Consider the following 20996-nt stretch of genomic DNA (forward strand, 5'->3'; position numbering starts at 1 on the left):
TCATCGGCCGCCGGGTCGCCTCTCCCTACGAGAAGGCGTGAACCGGAGCCAGCACATGATTGTGTCATGGGTGAGAACGCTGCGGTAATCGGCGGCATTCCCGGTGCCCGCGCTACTTGACGGAGGTCGACGGGCGGCGCGGGAACGCCGGGACGATCCGCGGGAGACCGGGGTCCGGCGCAGGCTCGGCCACGGTCTGGGCGGGCCGGCCCGCGGTCTCGCCGGTGGCCTCCTCGGTGGCGTCGGCGGTCTCCTTCTCGACCTGGGCCTCGATCTCGGCGACCGGCGGAGGATCCGCGCTCAGCAGAGCCTCCAGCGACACCGGCGGCGGACCGTCGGTGTGCACCTGGAGCCGTACGGCGACCGTCGTGCCGACGCCCTCGCGGGACTCGATGATCACGTCGCCCGCGTGCTTGTCGATGATCGTCTGCATGATCCGCAGGCCGAGGCCGGTGCCGGCGATCTCGTTCGTGACCGCGTTGGACGCCCGGAAGAAGCGGGTGCCGAGACGGTCGATCTCGGCCTCGGGGATCCCGATGCCGTGGTCGACGATCGCGACCTCGACCAGCCGCCCGGAGACGGTCATGTCGACCGCGATCTCGCCGTTGTCGTGGCTGAACTTCACCGCGTTCGACAGCACGTTGAGAAACGCACGGTGCAGCATCGCCCGGTCGGCGAGCACCGCGACGATCTCGTCGGGCGTGGTGACCTGGATGTGGATGCCCCGGCGGGCCGCGGTGATCCGGACGTCGGTCACGACCTCACGCACGAGCAACGCCAGGTCGACCGGGTCCAGGTCGGTGGTGCGGCTCTCGGCCTTCGAGAGCGCCAGCAGGTCGTCGATGAGCAGCTTGAGCCGCGCCACGTTGCGGCGCGTGGCCTCGAGCATCCGCTGGTGGCGGGGCTGCATGTCGTCCTCGAACTCCTCGGCCACCATCTCCAGGTAGCCGCTGATGGTCGTGAGCGGGGTCCGCAGCTCATGGGAGACGTTGGAGACGAAGTCGTCCTTCGCGGTGTCGAGGGTGCGCAGCTCCTTGGTGATCCGGCCCTCGACGGCGCGGGCCCGGCCCTGGGCGTCGGCGAACTCGTTGAGCGCCGTCGCGACCGCGCGGACCTCCTTCGGTCCCTTCAGCTCGGCGCGCACCTCGTTGTCGTTCCTGGCCATCCGCTGGACGACCTTCTCGAGGGAGAGGAGCGGCTCCGACAGCTCGGTCATCAGCCGGCGCCGGGCCCGCGAGACGACGTACCAGGCGGCGATGGCGAGCAGCACGACCGCGAGGATCGTCCCCTTGAGACGGAACGACGCGTCGGTGCTGGCCTGGCGGACCCGGCTGTCGAACGCCTGGCTCGTCTCCTGGTGGGCGCTGCGGATCGCGTCGAACTGCTGGATCCCGGCGCGCACCTCCTGCGGGGTGGCGGCCTTGCCGCCCGCGGACTCGATGCGCGGACCGGCGTACTTCTCGATCCAGGCCTCGGCGGCCCGCTCCTGGCGGGTCACGAGCAGCTCCAGCTCGTTGTCACCGGCGGCGAACTGGCGGACCTCCGTCTCGTGCGCGGGCAGCCGCAGCAGGGCCTGACGGTAGTCGTCGACGGCGGCCTGCTGGCCGCTGCTGGACCACCCTTCGACGCCGGCCGACATGTCCGTGAGGTCCTGGTAGACGTCCTGGTTGGCGGCCGCCGCCGGCTGCAGGTCGTGGGTGAGGTAGTTGACGGCAGCGGTCGACAGCACGACGCCCGCGACCGCGATCACCGCCATCAACGCGGCCATCACGCTGACCCGGATGATGACCGGCGCGAGCAAGCGCGCGACCGGACGACCTGAACTCATGAGACGACTCCCCCACTGCGCCCCCCCGGCGCGTTCCCACGACGAGGATAGCGCCGCGGGCACCGCGGGCGTGGCGAATCCAGACCACCGCGCGGAACCACCGGGGCCCTGGTTGGTCAGGTCGAGCGGCTGAGGAGCGCCTGCACCCGCGAGGCGAGCTCGCGCGGGCTGAACGGCTTGGTGATGTAGTCGTCGGCGCCGGAGTCGAAGCCGGTCTCGACGTCGGACTCCTGGGCCCGGGCCGTCAGGAGGATCACCGGCAGGTCCGCCAGGTTGGGGTCGGCGCGGATCGCTCGGATCGCGTCCAGGCCGGAGACTCCGGGCATCATGACGTCAAGCACCGCGAGGTCGGGCCGCTGTGCCTGGCACGCGTCGATCGCGGCAGCGCCGTCCGACACCGCCACGACGTCGTGTCCGAGCGTCGACAGCTTGAACTCGACGAGCTCACGGATGTCGACGTCGTCGTCCGCGACCAGGATCCGAGCCACAAGGTCCTCTTTCCCATCCAGGCCCTTTCGGGCGGTGTGCGACTCGCAGCCTATCCGTCATCGGCCCCAAGGGAAGGCGTGGGGACACAAAGACGGGCCGCGCCTTGCCGGCGCGGCCCGTCCTCGGCGTGTTGCGGTCTGGATCAGTCCTCGCGAGCACCCGGCGTCGGGGTCGTCTTCTGGACCTGCATCAGGAACTCGATGTTGGTCTGCGTCTTCTTGAGCCGCTCCAGGAGCAGCTCGAGCGCCTGCTGGCCGTCGAGGCTGGACAGCACCCTGCGGAGCTTCCAGACGATGGCGAGCTCCTCCTGGCTCATCAAGAGCTCCTCGCGACGGGTGCCCGACTGCACGGCGTCGATCGCGGGGAACAGGCGCTTGTCGGCGAAGTCGCGGCGCAGCCGGATCTCCATGTTGCCGGTGCCCTTGAACTCCTCGAAGATCACTTCGTCCATCTTCGAGCCGCTCTCGATGAGGGCGGTCGCGAGGATGGTCAGGGAGCCGCCGTTCTCGATGTTGCGGGCGGCACCGAAGAAGCGCTTCGGCGGGTAGAGCGCGGCGGAGTCGACGCCACCGGAGAGGATCCGGCCGCTCGCGGGGGCCGCGAGGTTGTAGGCGCGGCCCAGGCGGGTGATGCCGTCGAGCAGCACGACCACGTCGTGACCGAGCTCGACGAGGCGCTTGGCGCGCTCGATGGCCAGCTCGGCGACCATGGTGTGGTCGCTCGCGGGCCGGTCGAAGGTCGAGGAGATGACCTCGCCCTTCACCGAGCGCTCGAAGTCGGTGACCTCCTCGGGACGCTCGTCCACGAGCACGACCATCAGGTGGCACTCGGGGTTGTTCGTCGTGATCGAGTTGGCGATCGACTGCATGATCATCGTCTTGCCGGCCTTCGACGGCGACACGATGAGGCCGCGCTGGCCCTTGCCGATCGGGGCGGCGATGTCGATGACCCGCCCGATCAGGTTGCCCGGCTCGGTCTCGAGGCGCAGCCGCTCGGTGGGGTAGAGCGGGGTCAGCTTGGAGAACTCCACCCGGTTCTTGCTGGCCTCGGGCTCGGCGCCGTTGACGCCGTCGATGCGGACCATCGGGTTGAACTTCTCCTTGCGCTCGCCCTCGCGGGGCTGGCGCACCTGACCGACGATCGCGTCACCACGGCGCAGGCCGAACTTGCGCACCATCGACAGCGAGACGTAGACGTCCTCGGTGCCGGGGAGGTAGCCGCTGGTCCGGACGAACGCGTAGTTGTCGAGCACGTCGAGGATGCCCGCGGCGGGCACCAGGACGTCGTCCTCGAGGATCGTGGTGTCGGGCTCGTTGCGCTGGCTGCCGCCGCTGGTGCCCGCGGGGCGGACGCCGGTGCGGTCGCGGTCGCGACCCCTGCGGCGCCGGTTGCGGCGGCTGCCGTCGCCCTCGTCCCCCTGGTCCTGCTGGTTGCCGCCCTGGATGTCGCGCTCGCGGTGCTGCTGGTCGCGGTGCTGCTGGTTGTCCCGGTTCTGGTTGTCCCGGTTCTGGTTGTCCCGGTTCTGGTTGTCCCGGTTCTGGTTGTCCCGGTTCTGGTTGTCCCGGTTCTGCTGGCTGTCCCGGTGCTGCTGGTTGTCCCGGTTGCGGCTGGCCTGCTGGTCGCGGTCCTGGTTGCCGGCCTGGTTGTCCCGGGCTCGGTCCTGGTTGCGGGTGGCCTGGTGGTCGCGGTTCGGGTTCCCGCCCTGGTCACGGGTACGGGTCCGGGTGCGCTCCTGGGAGGCGTCCGGGGCCTGCTCGGGTGCCTGCTCGGGCGCGGCGTCCCGGGCCTTCTCGGGGGCCTTCTCGGGGGCCTTCTCGGAGGCCTTCTCCCGCGGCTTGTCCTGGGACTTGGCGGGGGCCTTCGCGCGCGGCTTGTCCTGGGACTCGGCGGCGCCCGAGTCCGGGCCCTTCGTCGCACCCCTGCTCGACTGCCCGGCCTTGATCGCCTCGATCAGCTGGGCCTTCTTCATCGAGCCGGAGCCCGGGATCCCCATGCCGCCGGCCATGGCCTTCAGGTCGGCGATCAGCATGGAGTTGAGCCCGCCACCGCGCTTCTTGCCCGAGCTGGGGGCGTCGGTGGTGGAGTCGATGGTTTCCGTCACGTGAGGTCCTTCCCACGTATCAGTGCCGATCCGGCGGACGCCGTCGGCTTCTGGTCATTGCTTCCTCGTCCGCGGGTGCTCGCCGAGCCGACGGCATCCAAGCGGGTGTGCGCGAATGGTCTCCGCGCCTGGAAGAGGAAGGGTGTGCACCGTTGCCGAGGTCTGAGCGTCCGCGGCGGTGCCACGCCGGAGATCTCCGGCGCGCCGCCAACATACCACCAGGCGCGGGAAGTGTGGCATCGGCCACGGTCAGGACAACCGCGCGCCGTCCCGGTCGACAGCGAGGCGGTGCACGGCCCAGCCCGCGGGGCAGCGGCTCTCCAGGGTGGCCGCGCCGGAGGCGTCGGTGAAGGCGAGCACCGTCGGCCCCGCGCCGGACACGATCGCCGCGACCCCGTCGGCGCGCAGGGCGTCGACCAGGGCGAGCGAGTCGGGCATCGCCGCGCGCCGGTAGTCCTGGTGGAGGTAGTCGCGGGTGGCTCGCCAGAGCTGCTCGGGCTGGCCGGCGAGCGCCGCGACCAGGAGCGCCGTACGACCCGCGTCGGCCGCCGCGTCCGCGTGGGGCACCTCCGCGGGCAGCAGGCCGCGAGCGACCTCGGTGGACAGCGGGGTCGGCGGCACGAAGACGACCGTCTCGATCCGCGGGTCGACCGGCGACGTGACGGCGTAGAAGCCGTCCTCGCTGCCGGAGATCACGAACCCGCCGTGGAAGGCCGGTGCGACGTTGTCGGGGTGGCCCTCGATCTCGGCGGCGAGCCGGAACAGGGACTCGTCGTCGACGAGCAGCGCTCCCCCGGCGACCAGGCCACGGGCCAGCACGACCCCGGCGACGATCGCGGCCGACGACGAGCCGAGGCCGCGGGCGTGCGGGATGACGTTCGCGCAGGAGAGCCGGAGTCCGCCCGGCTGGGCGCCCATCACGTCGAAGGCCGCGCGCATCGACCGGACGACCAGGTGGGACTCGTCGCGAGGCAGGTCCTCGGCGCCGGACCCGGAGACGTCGACCTGGAGGCCGACCTCGACGACCTCGGCCTCCAGCTCGTCGCGCATCGCCAGGGCGAGCCCGAGGGAGTCGAAGCCGGGGCCGAGGTTGGCCGACGTCGCCGGGACCGAGACCCGGACGGGTCCCTCGACGAAGGTCACCACGGGATCAGGCGAGACCGGCGGCGGCGGCCGCCTCGGTCACGTCGGCGTCGATGACGGTGTCGACGATGCTGCCGCCGCTCTCGGTGAAGCCTTCGAGCGCGGTGACGGTGTCCTTGAGACCGTGGCCGGTCACCGTGATGACGACGGTGCTGCCGCGGTACGACTCGCCACCGGCGAGCTCCTGCAGGATGCCCGCGACCCCGGCCGCGGAGGCAGGCTCGACGAACACGCCGTCGCGCGACGCCAGCTCGCGCTGGGCGGCGAGGATCTGGTCGTCGGTGACCGACGCGAACCGGCCGCCGGACTCGTTGCGGGCCGCCTCGGCGAGCTTCCACGACGCGGGATTGCCGATCCGGATCGCGGTCGCCCGGGTCTCGGGGTCGGGGAAGGGCTCACCGGTGACCAGCGGGGCCGCGCCCTCGGCCTGGAAGCCGCGCATCACCGGCTTCCTGGTGGCCGCGCCGAGGTCGGCGTACTGCGTGTAGCCGAGCCAGTACGCCGAGATGTTGCCGGCGTTGCCGACCGGCAGCAGGTGGTAGTCGGGGGCGTCGCCGAGGAAGTCGACGATCTCGAAGGCGGCGGTCTTCTGGCCCTCGAGCCGGACCGGGTTCACCGAGTTGACCAGTGCCACCGGGTAGTCCCAGGCGAGCCCCTTGGCCAGGCCCAGGCAGTCGTCGAAGTTGCCGCGCACCATGATCACCTGGGCGCCGTGGAGGATCGCCTGCGCCATCTTGCCTGCGGCGATCTTGCCCTCGGGCACGAGGACGAGCGGCTTGAGGCCGGCCTTCGCGGCGTAGGCCGCCATCGAGGCCGAGGTGTTGCCGGTCGAGGCGCAGACGACGGCCTCGGCCCCCTCGTGCTTCGCGACCGAGATCGCGGCCGTCATCCCGCGGTCCTTGAAGGAGCCCGTCGGGTTGTCGCCCTCGACCTTGAGCCACACCTCCGCACCGGTGAGACCGGAGAGCCACTCCGACGAGACCAGGGGCGTGCCGCCCTCACGCAGGGTGACCGCCGGCGTGCCCTCGGGGATCTGGAGGAGGTCGCGGTACTCCTCGATCACGCCGCGCCACTGGTGGGTGTGGGCGGGGGTGCGGGTGGTCATTCCATCGCTCCTTCGACGCGCATCACCGAGGTGACCTCGCGGACGATCTCCATGCTGCGCAGGTGCTCGACGGTCGCGCTCAGCGCGGCGTCGGTCGACTCGTGCGAGACGACGACGAGCTGGGCGTCAGCGCCACGGCCCTCCTGGCGCACCGTCTGGATCGAGACACCGTGCTCGGCGAACGCCGTCGCGACCGAGGCGAGCACGCCGGCGCGGTCGTCGACGTCGATCGCCACGTGGTAGCGGGTGAGGGTCTCCCCCATCGGCAGCACCGCGCGGTCGGCGTACGCCGACTCCCCGACGCCGCGGGTGTCGGCCAGCCGGTTGCGGGCCACCGTCACCAGGTCGCCGAGGACGGCCGACGCCGTGGGCGAGCCACCGGCGCCGGGACCGTAGAACATCAGCTGACCGGCGGCCTCCGACTCGACGAAGACCGCGTTGTAGGCCTCGCGGACCGACGCGAGCGGGTGGGACCTCGGGATCATCGCGGGGTGCACGCGGACGGCGACCGCGTCGTCCCCCCCGGATCCGGCTCTGAGCTCGCAGATCGCGAGCAGCTTCACGACGCTGTTCATCTCACGGGCCGACTGGATGTCGGCCGCGGTGACCTCGGAGATGCCCTCGCGGTGGACGTCGGACGCGGTGACCCGCGAGTGGAACGCGAGGGAGGCGAGGATCGCGGCCTTGGCGGCGGCGTCGAAGCCCTCGACGTCGGCGGTCGGGTCGGCCTCGGCGTAGCCGAGCTCCTGGGCCTCCTCGAGCGCTTCGGCGAAGCCCGCGCCCGAGGTGTCCATCTTGTCGAGGATGAAGTTGGTGGTGCCGTTGACGATGCCGAGCACCCGGGTGACCTTGTCACCGGCGAGCGACTCGCGCAGCGGGCGCAGGATCGGGATGGCGCCGGCCACGGCGGCCTCGTAGTAGAGGTCGCGGCCGGCCTTCTCGGCGGCCTCGAAGAGCGTCGGGCCGTCCTCGGCGAGCAGCGCCTTGTTGGCGGTGACGACGGAGGCACCACCCTCGAGCGCCGCCAAGATCAGCGACCGGGCCGGCTCGATGCCGCCGATCACCTCGACGACCACGTCGACGTCGTCGCGGGTGACCAGGCCCATCGCGTCGGTCGTCAGCAGCCCCTGGGCCACCTCGACGTCGCGGGTGGCGTCGAGGCGGCGGACAGCGACGCCCACCAGCTCCACCGGCGCGCCCACGCGGGCCGCCAGGTCGCCGGCCTGCTCGCTGAGCAGCCGCACCACCTGGGAGCCGACCGAGCCGCAGCCCAGCACCGCCACCCGGAGCCGCTTGTCGCCCTCACTCACTGCGCATCACCCATGTCCGTTGCCAACAGGTCGTTCTCAGTCTCGCGGCGCACGACGACGCGCGCGACCCCGTCCCGCACCGCGACCACCGGCGGCCGCAGCGCGTGGTTGTAGTTGGAGGCCATCGACCGGCAGTAGGCACCCGTGCCCGGCACGGCCACCAGGTCACCCGGTGCGACGTCACCGGGCAGGAACTCGTCCTTCACCACGATGTCACCGGCCTCGCAGTGCTTGCCGACCACGCGCGACAGCACGGCCGGCGCCGTCGACGAGCGCGACGCGAGCGTGCAGGAGTAGTCGGCGTCGTAGAGCGCCGTGCGGATGTTGTCGCTCATCCCGCCGTCGACCGAGACGTAGGTGCGCACGGCGCCGCCGTCGAGCTGGACCGGCTTCACGGTGCCGACCTGGTAGACGGTGCACATCGCCGGGCCGACGATCGCGCGGCCGGGCTCGATGGAGAGCCGCGGCTCGGGGATGCCGAGGGCGCGGCACTCGTGCTCGACGATCTTGCTCATCTCCGTCGCGAGCTGCGCCGGGTCCGACGGGTCGTCCTGGGTCGTGTAGGCGATGCCGTAGCCGCCGCCGAGGTCCATCTCGGGCAGCGTCACCCCGAGCTCGCTCGACACCCGCGCCTGGAGCGCGAGCACCCGGCGGGCGGCGACCTCGAAGCCGGACGAGTCGAAGATCTGGCTGCCGATGTGGGAGTGCAGGCCGAGCAGGTCGATGCCGGCGGCCGCCTCGGCGCGTCGTACGGCCTCGAAGGCGTCGCCGGAGGTGATCGAGAAGCCGAACTTCTGGTCCTCGTGAGCGGTCGCGATGTACTCGTGCGTGTGGGCCTCGACGCCGGCGGTGACCCGGATCATCACCCGGGCACGCAGGCCTGTGTCGGAGGTGATCATCTCGAGCCGCGCGAGCTCGTCGAAGGAGTCGACGATGATCCGCCCGACGCCCTCGGCCACGGCGCGCCGCAGCTCGGTCACCGTCTTGTTGTTGCCGTGGTAGCCGATCCGGGCCGGGTCGAAGCCGGCCCGCAGCGCGACGGTCAGCTCACCGTTGGAGCAGACGTCGAGGTTGAGGCCCTCCTCGGCGATCCACCCGGCGACGGCCGTGCAGAGGAAGGCCTTGCCGGCGTAGAAGACGTCGTAGGCCGAGAACGCGTCGCGGAAGGCGCGGGCGCGCATCCGGAAGTCGGCCTCGTCGAGGACGTACGCCGGGGTGTTGACCTCGGCGACCAGGTCGGGCACCGAGAGCCCGCCGACGTGCAGGACGCCGTCGACCTTGTGGGCGGTCGACGACCAGAGCTGCGGGACCAGGGCGTCGGCGTCGACGGGCTCACGCAGCCACGCCGGACCCCGCAGGGCACCCGGGGCGTGGGCCCAACCCGCTTCGTGGGACATCCGGCTACATCCGCTCCGGGGCGGACACCCCGAGCAGGCGGAGGCCGTTGGCCAGGACCGTGCGGGTGGCCGCGACCAGCACGAGGCGGGCCTGGTGGAGGTCGTTGACCTCCTCGTCGCCCATCGGCAGCACCCGGCAGTTGTCGTAGAAGCGGTGGTAGACCCCGGCCATGTCCTCGAGGTAGCGCGCCACCCGGTGCGGCTCGCGCAGCTCGGCGGCGCTCGCGACCACGCGCGGGAACTCGGCGAGCGACCGCAGCAGCTCGCCCTCCTTCTCGTGGGAGAGCAGGCTCGGGTCGAAGTCGGCGGTCGACCACTCGATGCCGAGCTCACCGGCGTTGCGGAGGATCCCGGACACCCGGGCGTGGGCGTACTGCACGTAGTAGACCGGGTTGTCGTTGGTCTGCTTGGCCCACAGGTCCAGGTCGAGGTCGATGTTGGAGTCCGAGCTGAAGCGCGCCAGCGCGTAGCGGCTGGCGTCGACGCCGATCGCGCCGACCAGGTCGTCGATGGTGACGACGGTGCCCGCCCGCTTCGACATCCGCAGCGGCTGGCCGTGGCTGAGCAGGTTGACCATCTGGCCGATCAGGATCTCGAGGTTCTTGCCGGGCACGTCGCCGAACGCGGCGCACATGGCGTGCATCCGCCCGACGTAGCCGTGGTGGTCGGCGCCGAGCATGATCAGGCAACGGTCGAAGCCGCGCTCGCGCTTGTCGAGGTAGTAGGCGAGGTCACCGGACAGGTACGACGCCTCACCGTCGGACTTGATGATGACGCGGTCCTTGTCGTCGCCGTACTTCTCGGTGGCGAGCCAGAGCGCGCCGTCCTTCTCGTAGGTGTTGCCGAGCTCCGTCAGCCGCGCGATCGCCCGGTCGACGGCCCCGCTCTTGTGGAGGTTGTTCTCGTGGAAGTAGACGTCGAAGTCGACCCCGAAGTCGTGCAGGCTCTGCTTGATCTCCGCGAACATCATCTCGACGCCCTCGGCCCGGAAGACCTCCTGCGCCTCGGCGTCGGGCAGGTCCTTGACCTGCGGCTCCTTCGCGACGACCGCCGCGGCGATCTCGTGGATGTACTCGCCGCCGTAGCCGTCCTCCGGCGCCGGCTCGCCCTTCGCGCTCGCGAGCAGCGACCTGCTGAACCGGTCGATCTGGGCGCCGTGGTCGTTGAAGTAGTACTCCCGCGTCACCTCGGCGCCGGTCATCGTGAAGATCCGGCCGAGCGCGTCACCGACCGCCGCCCACCGCACGCCGCCGATGTGGAGCGGACCGGTCGGGTTGGCGGACACGAACTCGAGGTCGATCTTCTCGCCGGCAAACGCGTCGGAGGACCCGTACGACTCCCCTGCGTCGACGATCTGCGCCGCCACCACGCCCTGGGCGCCGGCCGCGACCGTGATGTTGAGGAAGCCCGGACCCGCGATCTCGACACCGGCGATGCCGTCGGTCCGCTCGAGTCCCCGCTGGACCAGCTCGGCGAACGCGCGCGGGCTCAGCCCGGCCTTCTTGCCCAGCTGGAGGGCGACGTTGGTCGCATAGTCGCCGTGCCCCTTCTGGCGCGGGCGCTCCACCGTCACACTCGTCGGGACGCCGTCCGGAAGGGTGATGGCACCGTCGGTGGACAGCGTCGTCAGGACGTCGACGATCGCGGTGGAGAGCTGCTCGGGAGTCACCGGCCCAGGGTATCGGCGTGGACACCGGGGCCTCGCATCGATATCGGGCATGGGACCGCCGAGGGCGATTGCACGTCGCTCGCACGTCGGTTGTAGGGTGACGCGCAGCCTCCGCACAGCGGGGGTGTTGCCTCCGTAGCTCAGGGGATAGAGCACTGGTTTCCGGTACCAGGTGCCGCAGGTTCGAATCCTGCCGGGGGCGCTTCTCACACCGGACTGGAACGCGTTTCAGAAAGCTGGGAAACGGGCTAGTCCGTCCGGGGTTACGCCGGCGGCGAAAATGACCCGAACAGGTCTTGACCGCTCGGCCCTTTCTCGTCCCGCCCTCTCCCGCGGACGCTGCTCCCGACCGCACAATCGTGCCCGGAGCGACCCATCGGGGGATCGCCGACATGGGATCAGCAGCCGCCACGCGACCGGGAGGACGCGGCGGCCCCGGCCACGAAAGCAGGACTGCACGTGAACACCTCGTCCCTCCGCAGGGCAGTCGCAGCGACCGCCGTCTGCGCCGCCGGTCTCGCCGCCGGTCTCGCCGGCACCCTCGCCGCCATCCCGTCCGCCGACGCCGGCACGAGCGGCCACCGCGCGGGTCACCCGGTCCGGACCGACCTCGGCTACAAGGCAACCGTCTACGGCACCAAGGTGATCGTCGACGGCGTCGAGCTGCGCAACGCCAAGGAGGCGTTCGCCCAGCAGCAGTGCACCCGGGTCGCCGGCCGGCAGGTGGTCAAGAACTCGACGCTCACGATCCCCGACAACGAGCTCGTGCACGTCTCCGCGGCGTCCAGCCGGACCAACACCTACCTCGAGGACGGCGTGCACGGCGTCCGCGGCATCAGCACGATCGGTGACCTCACGCTCGGCGGCGAGTTCCAGGGCGTCGCGACGCCCACCCTGTCGCTCCAGGGCCTGACCTCGACGGCCGACAGCTTCCGCAAGAAGGACGGCACCTTCGGGCACCAGGAGACCTTCACCTTCGACGGCCTCCACATCGGCAACCTGCCCGAGCAGATCCCCCAGGAGCTCCAGGACCTCCTCGACGTCCTCGGCTCGACCACGGGTGACGTGGCGAGCCAGGTGATCCAGCTGCTGAGCGACACGACGGGCAACCAGATCGAGATCCCGGGCCTCGGCAGCATCGGCCTCGGCGGCGTGCGGTCGGGCCGGGTCGGGCCGCACTCCGCGTCCTCGGAGACCTACGCACTGCGCCTGCTGGTCAACGCGACCGGCCACGACACCGTGATCACCCTCGGCCGTGCCCGGACGACGATCGCCGAGCCCGTCCCGGCCGGTGTCTTCCACTCCCGGGCCATGGGCCTGGAGATGTTCGGCGGCAACGACCTGCTCCGCCTCGGCGGCCTGCAGGAGCAGTCGATCCCGTGCCAGGGCACCCAGGGCCAGGTCCGGCACCACCGGATCGCCGACGTGTCCGTCCTCGGCGGCCTGGTCGACCTCACCGACATCCACTACGCCCTGAGGGGTGACCAGAAGGCCAACGGCTCGGCCCGCGGGTTCGTCTCCAGCACCATCGGCTCGCTGAAGGTCCCGAGCCTCGGCCTGGTCATCGACGGCATCAGGTCGAAGGTCACCCTGCGCAAGCCCCAGGACACGACCAAGGTCGAGCGGACGATCCGGACCGGCCTGGCGAAGATCACGCTGAACGGCGAGGAGGTCGCGCTGCCCGAGCCGGGTCAGCAGGTCGACCTCGGCGACGGCAACATCTTGGAGTACCGCATCGTCAAGCAGAACCGGCTCGGCGCCGAGGTCAAGGCGTTCCGGCTGACCCTGCGCGACCTGATCCCGGGCGGCTCGGTCCTCGAGGTCGGCTGGGCCGGCGGCCACATCGTGCCGAACTGACCGCGACACCCCGACGCGTCATCGACGATCGGCCACTGCTGCTCTCCGGGTCAGCAGTGTTCGATCGTCGCGTCGTTCCGGGCCTCGTCGCCGAGCCGGCGAGCCTGGTCGACGTACGGCAGGACCACGCTCGCCCCGCCGATGTCGCCGATCCCGCCCTGCACCACGCAGTTCGTGATCTTGCCCGGCTCGACCTGCGCCATCGCCTGCGCGAGCCGGAAGAGCTCGGCGGGCGACAGGTCCGTGTAGAGGTGCTGCATGACCGTGAGGACGCCTCGCTCCAGGAAGCCGGGCACGACGGACCGGGCGCGGACCCTGGCCTGGATGCCCCGCAGCACCCGCTGCTGGTTGGCCGAGCGGTCGAAGTCGCCGCGGATCAGGTTGTGCCGGATCCGGGAGAACGCCATGGCGTCGTACCCACCGAGGTGGAGCCTGCCCTTCGGGAAGCCCTCCGGCTTGAGGTAGGTGTCGTCGAAGGCGGTCGGGTTGACCACGTCGATGCCGCCGATGTCGCCGATCATCGCCTGGAAGAACTTGAAGCGGGTGACGAAGACGTAGTCGGGCTGGATGCCGACCAGGTTGCCGACGGTCTGCCCGAGCAGCTGCGGCCCGCCGAAGTAGAGCGAGGCGTTGATCTTCTCGTAGCCGTGGCCGGGGATCGAGACCCACGAGTCGCGCGGGACGCCGATCGCCGTCGCCGCGCCGGTCCTGGTGTCCATCCCGACCAGCTGGAGCGCGTCACCACGGGAGCGGGTCATGTCCTCGCCCGGCCGGGCGTCGGAGCCGACCGCCAGGATCCAGATCACGTCGGGGGTGAGGTCGACGCCGTTCGCGCGGTCGACCTTCACCAGGGCCACCTCGGTGCTCTTCACGGCCGAGTCGGGCACCACGAAGGCCGCGACCGCGAGCACCAGACCGATCGTCAGGAGCCGGAGCGGCCGCCGGAGACGGTCCATGTTCCGTGGGGTGGTCATGCGTCCCCCTTCGTGACGTCGTAGCCGAAGACCCGCCAGCCGCGGTCGGTGTGGGTCAGGAACAGCCGGCCCCTCACCCGCACCTCCCGCTCGACGTCGCCGGTGGTGCGGAACCCGACGAACACCCGGGCCGTCACGCCGACGGGGTGCTGCTTCACCGCGAGCACGTCGAGCTTCACGGTGCTCTTGTGCAGCTCGACCCCGTCGATCCGGTCGCCGACGTCCTCGTTGCTCATCAGCGCGCGGTCGTGGTGCGCCTCCTGCTGCGCACCGGCGGTGAAGCCCGGCCACGCGTCCGAGAAGTCACGGCGCGGGTAGTCGCCCCCGACGTACGCCGCGTCGATCCAGCCGTCGACCACGGCGCCGACCTGGCTGGACAGCCGTTGCCGCGCGTCGCTCGGGAGCCTGCCGGTCAGGACACCGAACGACACCCGGGTCTCGACCGTCCGCTCCGTCGCGCTCGCCCCGGCGGGAGAACCGCCGTCCGGTCCTGTCCCGTCGGACCCGCCGTCGTCGGTGCACGCGCCCGATCCGAGGGCCACGAGCGCCAGTCCCGCGACCACGCGCGTCATCCGTCGAGCTCGCCTGCCCATACTCCGAAACTCCCCGCTGCCGATGCCGATCAGAGAGCAGTCTCCGTGACCGTGGTGTGGCCCGCGGCACACCACGCCGAAAAGCCACCCCGGCAGTCTGGAATTGCTGGTCCGGGGGTCTAACCTTGGCTACTGAACTACTCCCCCGCGCCCGTCCCGGAAGAGGCGAATCAAGCCGTGCCGCAGTCCCCAGGTCCACAGTCCGACGTCCCCTCCGCCGACTTCGGAGCCAACGAATGGCTCGTCGAGGAGATGTACGACCAGTACAAGCGGGATCCCGGCAGCGTGGACGCCACGTGGGTGAAGTACTTCCAGACCAACGGCTCCACCAACGGTGCGGGCGGGTCGAACGGCTCCGCGAACGGCGCCACCGCGGCGACCAGGACGGAGCCGGCCCCGGCGGCGAAGGCTCCCGAGAAGCCTGCTGAGAAGGCACCCGAGAAGGCTCCGGAGAAGCAGGTCGAGCACGTCGACCCCACCCCGACGCCGGCGCCGGTGGCGAAGCCCCGGCCCACCACCAAGGCCGCCGAGCCGGCCAAGGGCACCAGCAACCCGACGCCGAAGGAGTCCCGCCCGGCCGCCCCGGCCGCGGCGAGCGACGAGCCGACGTACACCGTGCTCCGCGGCGCCCCGGCGCGCACCGTGCAGAACATGGAGGCGTCGCTGACCGTCCCGACCGCGACCTCGGTCCGCGACGTCCCGGTCAAGCTGCTGTGGGACAACCGCACCGTCATCAACAACCACCTCGCCCGCGCCCGCGGCGGGAAGGTCTCGTTCACCCACCTGATCGGCTACGCGCTGGTCAAGGCGGTGCGGGCGATGCCGGAGATGAACGTCGGCTTCGACGTGATCGACGGCAAGCCCCACCAGATCACCCCGGCCCACATCAACCTCGGCCTGGCGATCGACGTGCCCAAGCCCGACGGCGGCCGCACCCTGCTGGTCCCCAGCATCAAGGCCGCGGAGACCATGGACTTCGCGGGCTTCTGGACGGCCTACGAGGAGATCGTGCGCAAGGCGCGTGACGGCAAGCTCGGTGTCGCCGACTTCCAGGGCACCTCGATCTCGCTGACGAACCCCGGTGGCATCGGCACCAGCCACTCGATCCCCCGCCTGATGAAGGGGCAGGGTGCGATCATCGGCGTCGGCGCGATGGAGTACCCCGCCGAGTGGCAGGGCGCGTCCGCCGACGCGATCGCCCGCAACGGCATCAGCAAGGTCATGACGCTGACGTCGACCTACGACCACCGCGTGATCCAGGGCGCGCAGTCGGGTGAGTTCCTCAAGCGGGTCCACCAGCTGCTGCTGGGCCAGGAAGGCTTCTACGACGAGATCTTCCGCTCGCTGCGCATCCCCTACGAGCCGATCCGCTGGAACGCCGACATCTCGACGTCCCACGACGACGAGATCTCCAAGCAGGCCCGGATCCTCGAGCTGATCCACGCCTACCGGGTGCGCGGCCACATGATGGCCGACACCGACCCGCTGGAGTACCGCCAGCGCAGCCACCCCGACCTCGAGGTGGAGTCGCACGGCCTGACCCTGTGGGACCTCGACCGCGAGTTCGCCACCGGCTCCTTCGGTGGCGAGGGCCGCCGGTTCATGAAGCTGCGCTCGATCCTGGGCATCCTGCGCGACTCCTACTGCCGCACCACCGGCATCGAGTACATGCACATCATGGATCCCGAGCAGCGCCGCTGGATCCAGGAGCGCGTCGAGCAGCCGCACACGAAGCCGCCCCGCGAGGAGCAGCTGCGGATCCTGCTGAAGCTCAACCAGGCCGAGGCCTTCGAGACCTTCCTGCAGACCAAGTTCGTCGGCCAGAAGCGCTTCTCGCTCGAGGGTGGCGAGACCACGGTCCCCGTCCTCGACGAGATCTGCGAGGCGGCCGCGGAGGCCAACCTCGACGAGGTCACCATCGGCATGGCCCACCGCGGCCGGCTCAACGTGCTGGCCAACATCGTCGGCAAGAAGTACTCCCAGATCTTCCGCGAGTTCGAGGGCAACATCGACCCGCGCACCGTGCAGGGCTCCGGCGACGTGAAGTACCACCTCGGCGCCGAGGGCGAGTTCGAGGCGGGTTCGAAGGACCGGATCAAGGTCTCGGTCGCCGCGAACCCGTCGCACCTCGAGGCCGTCGACCCGGTCCTCGAGGGCATCGCCCGGGCCAAGCAGGACGTGCTCAACCGTGGCAACGAGTACCCCGTGCTGCCGCTGCTGGTGCACGGCGACGCGGCGTTCGCCGGCCAGGGCGTGGTGGCGGAGACGCTGAACCTCTCCCAGCTGCGCGGCTACCGCACCGGCGGCACCATCCACCTGGTCGTCAACAACCAGGTCGGCTTCACGACGTCGCCGGGCTCGTCGCGCTCCTCGCTCTACTGCACCGACGTCGCGCGGATGGTCCAGGCGCCGATCTTCCACGTCAACGGCGACGACCCGGAGGCGTGCATCCGCGTCGCCCGGCTCGCGTTCGAGTACCGCCAGGCGTTCAAGAAGGACGTCGTCATCGACCTCGTCTGCTACCGCCGTCGCGGTCACAACGAGGGTGACGACCCGTCGTACACCCAGCCGCTGATGTACGACCTCATCGAGCAGAAGCGCTCGGTCCGCAAGCTCTACACCGAGTCCCTCATCGGTCGTGGCGACATCACGATCGAGGAGGCCGAGCAGGTCCTGCGCGACTACCAGCAGCAGCTGGAGCGGGTTTTCACCGAGGTGCGCGAGGCCAGCACGCAGCCGTCCGAGTGGACGACGGTGCCCGACTACCCGGACAAGCCGACCGGCGAGACCAAGACCGCCGTCTCCAACGACGTCATGAAGCGGATCGCGGACGCCTACGTCACGCCGCCGGAGGGCTTCACCGTCCACCCGAAGGTGATGCCGCAGCTGCAGCGTCGTGCCGCGGCGATCGCCGACGGCCCGATCGACTGGGGCACCGGCGAGATCCTCGCGTTCGGTTCGCTGCTCATGGAGGGCCGCCCGGTCCGCCTGGCCGGCCAGGACTCGCGCCGCGGCACCTTCGTGTCGCGCTTCGGCACGATCATCGACCGCAAGAACGCCGACGAGTGGACGCCGCTGACCTCGCTCACCGAGGACCAGGCGAAGTTCTACATCTACGACTCGCTGCTCTCGGAGTACGCCGCGCTCGGATTCGAGTACGGCTACTCGGTGGCCCGTCCCGAGGCGCTGGTCCTGTGGGAGGCGCAGTTCGGCGACTTCGTCAACGGCGCCCAGACGATCATCGACGAGTTCATCACCGCGGGCGAGAACAAGTGGCGCCAGCAGTCCGGCGTCGTGCTGCTGCTCCCCCACGGCTACGAGGGCCAGGGGCCCGACCACTCCTCGGCACGCATCGAGCGCTTCATGCTGATGGCGGCCGACGAGGCGTTCGTGGTTGCGCAGCCCTCGACCCCCGCGTCGTACTTCCACCTGCTGCGCCAGCACTCGCTGGGTGAGTCGCACCGCCCGCTGATCGTCTTCACGCCGAAGTCGATGCTCAAGCGCAAGGAAGCGGCCTCGCAGCCCGACGACTTCACGTCCGGCACGTTCCGGCCGTTCATCTCCGACGGCAACGCCGACCCGGAGCAGGTCGACACGCTCCTGCTCTGCTCGGGCCGGGTGACCTGGGACCTGATGGTGGAACGCGCGAAGCGCGAGGACGCCGGCCGGTTCGCGATCGCCCGCGTCGAGCAGCTCTACCCGCGCCCGGAGGCCGAGATCCGCGAGGAGATCGCCAAGTACCCGAAGCTGAAGGCCGTGCGTTGGGTCCAGGACGAGCCGGTCAACATGGGCCCGTGGCCGCACTACCAGCTCAACCTCTGGCCGCACGTCGACGCCACGGTCGAGCCGGTCACCCGCCAGGAGTCCTCCTCGCCCTCGGTCGGCACGGTCAAGCGCCACACCGAGGAGCAGAAGGACCTGATCGCGCGGGCGTTTGCCTGACCGTTGTCGCGCGGAGCGCGCCAACGAGCACTCAGGCAGGTCGAGTAGGCGCGCGACCGAGGGACGAGGTCGCGACCGCCGTATCGAGACCCGTGAGTGAAGGGTCTCGATACGCTCGCTAGCGCTCGCTACTCGACCAACGAGCAAGGAGGACCGATGTACTTCACCGACCGCGGGATCGAGGAGCTCGACAAGCGCCGGGGTGACGAAGAGGTCACCCTGGCGTGGATCGCCGAGCGTCTCCAGGAGTTCACCGACACCCACCCGGAGTTCGAGACCGCCGTCGAGCGGTTCGCGACCTGGCTGGCCCGCCTCGACGACCCCGACGACTGACCGACGCCGGGCTTTTCGGACGTAGTGCGCCCGGGTCGTGCGACGATCCGGACATGGGATCTCCGAGACGCGCGTCACTCGCCGTCGTGGCTCTGTTCGCGCTCCTCGCCGGCCTCCTGACGGCGACCGATGCGGCCACCGCCGCCGACCCGGCCACGTTCACGGTGCGCCCGAGCGTCAACCAGCTCTACGTGCTGGACGCGACCCCGGGGCAGGGGCTGGAGCTGGTCGACGCGGCCGACGCGGTCGTCGGCAGCGGCACGGTCGACGCGGCCGGCAGCTTCGCCTGGCGCGAGCTGGACGCTGGCACCTACACCGTGCGGACGACCGGCGATCCCGTGACGGCGTCCGACCCCCAGGTGGTGACCGCCTTCGACGACCCGGCGCCCGCCCCGTCGTTCTACGACGAGCAGACCCTGGACGAGGGGTTCGGCTACCTCGAGACCCGCGACGGCACCACGCTGTCGACGAACGTCGTCTTCCCCTCGGGTGACGGCCCCTTCCCCACCGTGGTCGAGTACTCCGGCTACGACCCCAGCAACCCCGGCAACACGACGATGGCACAGCTCTTCACGAGCCTCGGCTTCGCCTATGTCGGCGTCAACGTCCGTGGCACCGGTTGCTCGGGCGGCTCGTTCCGGGCCTTCGAGCCGATCCAGAGCCTCGACGGCTACGACGCCATCGAGACCATCGCCGCACAGCCGTGGGCGAAGTTCCACCGGGCCGGCATGGTCGGCATCTCCTACCCCGGCATCGAGCAGCTGTACGTCGCGCAGACCCGGCCTCCGAGCCTCGCCGCGATCACCCCGCTGTCGGTCATCGACGACACCTACCGCGGCACCCTCTTCCCGGGCGGCATCCTCAACACCGGGTTCGCCGTCTCGTGGGCCAACGAGCGCGACGACCAGGCGAAGCCGTACGGCCAGGGCTGGGAGCAGCCGCGGGTCAACGCCGGCGACACGGTCTGTGCGGCCAACCAGGACCTGCGGCTGCAGAACCCGGACCAGCTCGCCCTGATCGAGGACAACCCCTACTACTCCGCCGAGATCGGTGACCCGATCACGCCGAGCCTGTTCGTGAACAAGATCGACGTGCCGGTCTTCATCGCCGGCGCCTGGCAGGACGAGCAGACCGGCGGGCACTTCCCCGCCATGCTCGACGACTTCACGTCCTCGCCGCACCTCTACGCGACGATGGTCAACGGCTCGCACACCGAGTCGCTGAGCCTCGGCGTCTTCGACAAGTACGCCGACTTCCTGGACCTCTACGTCGGCCGCCGGGTGCCGACCGGACGCAAGGCCTTCGTCGCCCCGATCCTCGCGCAGGCACTCACCGGCGTGGGTGGGCTCAGCCTGCCGCCGGGCACCGACTACTCCGGGATGGGCTACCGGAAGGCCCTCGACACCTATGAGTCCGCGCCCCCGATCCGGATCCTCTTCGAGGAGGGCGCGGCGAAGGGCCAGCCGTCCGGAGCGCCGCTGCCCCGCTTCGAGAAGTCCTTCAGGTCCTGGCCGATACCGAGCGCCGAGCCGAGGGCGTGGTACCTCACGTCCGGAGGCAAGCTGCACGGCAAGCCGTCCACGGTGAGCCCGGGCCAAGCCCGGCAGCGCAGCTACCGGGCCGACCCGGACGCGCTCCCCGCGACCGACTACACCGGCTCGAGCTCGGGCATCTGGCAGGCCCACCCGACGTACGACTGGCGGCAGATCCCGGCCGGCACCGGCCTGGGCTGGATCACCGCGCCGCTGAGGCACGACGTCGTGACCGTCGGCACCGGGTCGGTGGACCTCTGGGTGCGCACCCCGGCCGAGGACACGGACCTCGAGGTCACCGTCTCCGAGGTGCGGCCGAACGGCACGGAGGTCTACGTGCAGTCCGGCTGGCTCCGGGCCAGCCACCGCAAGCTCGACGCCGCGCAGTCGACGCCGATCTACCCGGCGCACACCGACCTCGAGTCGGACGCCCGTCCGCTCCCGGCCGGTGTGCTCACCAAGGTCCGCCTCGCGCTGTTCCCGTTCGCGCACCCCTTCCGCCAGGGCTCGCGGCTCCGGATCACCGTCGACGCCCCCGGCGGGGCCCGCCCCCTGTGGGCCTTCGACACCCTCGACGGGGGCGAACGCGTCCACATCGCCACGGACCGGACGCACCGCTCGCGGCTGGTGCTGCCGGTGGTGCCGGGGGTGACGGTGCCCGCCACGGCGCCCCCGTGCGCCTCGCTGCGCAGCCAGCCCTGCCGGACCTACCCGGGATAGACA

14 protein-coding genes and 1 tRNA gene are annotated in these 20996 nt (G+C 70.8%); 5 read left to right on the forward strand and 10 right to left on the reverse strand.

What is annotated here, in order from left to right; translation table 11 throughout:
* Positions 1 to 112: 112 nt before the first annotated feature.
* The 8 genes from PD653B2_RS13960 to argS all read right to left on the reverse strand — a co-directional run bounded on the left by PD653B2_RS13960 (position 113) and on the right by argS (position 11042).
* Positions 113 to 1828, reverse strand: a complete 1716-nt coding sequence (locus PD653B2_RS13960; RefSeq protein ID WP_085872996.1) for an ATP-binding protein — start codon at positions 1826 to 1828, stop codon at positions 113 to 115.
* Between the two features lie 116 nt (positions 1829 to 1944).
* The gene (locus PD653B2_RS13965; RefSeq protein ID WP_085872997.1) at positions 1945 to 2316 is read right to left on the reverse strand and encodes a response regulator transcription factor; all 372 of its coding nucleotides are present in this window, start codon (positions 2314 to 2316) and stop codon (positions 1945 to 1947) included.
* Positions 2317 to 2459: 143 nt separating this feature from the next.
* Positions 2460 to 4418 carry a transcription termination factor Rho gene (gene rho, locus PD653B2_RS13970; RefSeq protein ID WP_085872998.1) on the reverse strand — a complete coding sequence of 653 codons (1959 nt, stop codon included), beginning with the start codon at positions 4416 to 4418 and terminating at the stop codon, positions 2460 to 2462.
* A gap of 249 nt (positions 4419 to 4667) precedes the next feature.
* Entirely contained in the window at positions 4668 to 5564 is an 897-nt protein-coding gene (gene thrB / locus PD653B2_RS13975; protein ID WP_085872999.1) for a homoserine kinase, read from the reverse strand.
* Between the two features lie 4 nt (positions 5565 to 5568).
* The gene (gene thrC, locus PD653B2_RS13980; RefSeq protein ID WP_085873000.1) at positions 5569 to 6666 is read right to left on the reverse strand and encodes a threonine synthase; all 1098 of its coding nucleotides are present in this window, start codon (positions 6664 to 6666) and stop codon (positions 5569 to 5571) included.
* Complete coding sequence (locus tag PD653B2_RS13985) at positions 6663 to 7976, reverse strand: homoserine dehydrogenase (protein WP_085873001.1); 1314 nt, start codon at positions 7974 to 7976, stop codon at positions 6663 to 6665. The genes thrC and PD653B2_RS13985 overlap by 4 nt, the downstream gene beginning before the upstream one ends.
* On the reverse strand, positions 7973 to 9373 hold the full coding sequence (gene lysA, locus PD653B2_RS13990; protein WP_085873002.1) for a diaminopimelate decarboxylase: 1401 nt from the start codon (positions 9371 to 9373) through the stop codon (positions 7973 to 7975). Before lysA ends, PD653B2_RS13985 begins: the two co-directional genes overlap by 4 nt.
* Positions 9374 to 9377: 4 nt before the next feature.
* Positions 9378 to 11042: an arginine--tRNA ligase gene (gene argS / locus PD653B2_RS13995; protein ID WP_165763475.1), complete on the reverse strand. Its 1665-nt coding sequence runs from the start codon at positions 11040 to 11042 to the stop codon at positions 9378 to 9380.
* Between the two features lie 129 nt (positions 11043 to 11171).
* Here argS and PD653B2_RS14000 point away from each other — a divergent pair.
* Both PD653B2_RS14000 and PD653B2_RS14005 read left to right on the forward strand, forming a co-directional pair.
* A tRNA-Arg gene (locus PD653B2_RS14000) sits at positions 11172 to 11244 on the forward strand.
* 257 nt (positions 11245 to 11501) lie between these two features.
* Positions 11502 to 12899, forward strand: a complete 1398-nt coding sequence (locus PD653B2_RS14005) for a choice-of-anchor P family protein (RefSeq protein WP_085873004.1) — start codon at positions 11502 to 11504, stop codon at positions 12897 to 12899.
* A gap of 50 nt (positions 12900 to 12949) precedes the next feature.
* On the opposite strand, the gene PD653B2_RS14010 is transcribed toward PD653B2_RS14005, so the two are convergent.
* Complete coding sequence (locus PD653B2_RS14010) at positions 12950 to 13873, reverse strand: LCP family protein (protein ID WP_242665286.1); 924 nt, start codon at positions 13871 to 13873, stop codon at positions 12950 to 12952.
* A complete protein-coding gene (locus PD653B2_RS14015; RefSeq protein ID WP_133059075.1) occupies positions 13870 to 14436 on the reverse strand; it encodes a hypothetical protein in 567 nt (188 codons plus the stop codon). The genes PD653B2_RS14010 and PD653B2_RS14015 overlap by 4 nt, the downstream gene beginning before the upstream one ends.
* 207 nt (positions 14437 to 14643) lie before the next feature.
* On the opposite strand from PD653B2_RS14015, the gene PD653B2_RS14020 reads away from it, so the two are divergent.
* From PD653B2_RS14020 to PD653B2_RS14025, 3 genes are all read left to right on the forward strand, one after another.
* On the forward strand, positions 14644 to 18408 hold the full coding sequence (locus tag PD653B2_RS14020) for a multifunctional oxoglutarate decarboxylase/oxoglutarate dehydrogenase thiamine pyrophosphate-binding subunit/dihydrolipoyllysine-residue succinyltransferase subunit (RefSeq protein WP_085873007.1): 3765 nt from the start codon (positions 14644 to 14646) through the stop codon (positions 18406 to 18408).
* A gap of 156 nt (positions 18409 to 18564) precedes the next feature.
* Entirely contained in the window at positions 18565 to 18741 is a 177-nt protein-coding gene (locus PD653B2_RS24985) for a DUF6104 family protein (protein WP_089503971.1), read from the forward strand.
* A gap of 53 nt (positions 18742 to 18794) precedes the next feature.
* Entirely contained in the window at positions 18795 to 20993 is a 2199-nt protein-coding gene (locus PD653B2_RS14025; protein WP_089503972.1) for a CocE/NonD family hydrolase, read from the forward strand.
* The last annotated feature ends 3 nt before the right edge of the window (positions 20994 to 20996 follow it).

The organism is Nocardioides sp. PD653-B2, assembly GCF_002117935.1.
GTDB lineage: Bacteria > Actinomycetota > Actinomycetes > Propionibacteriales > Nocardioidaceae > Nocardioides.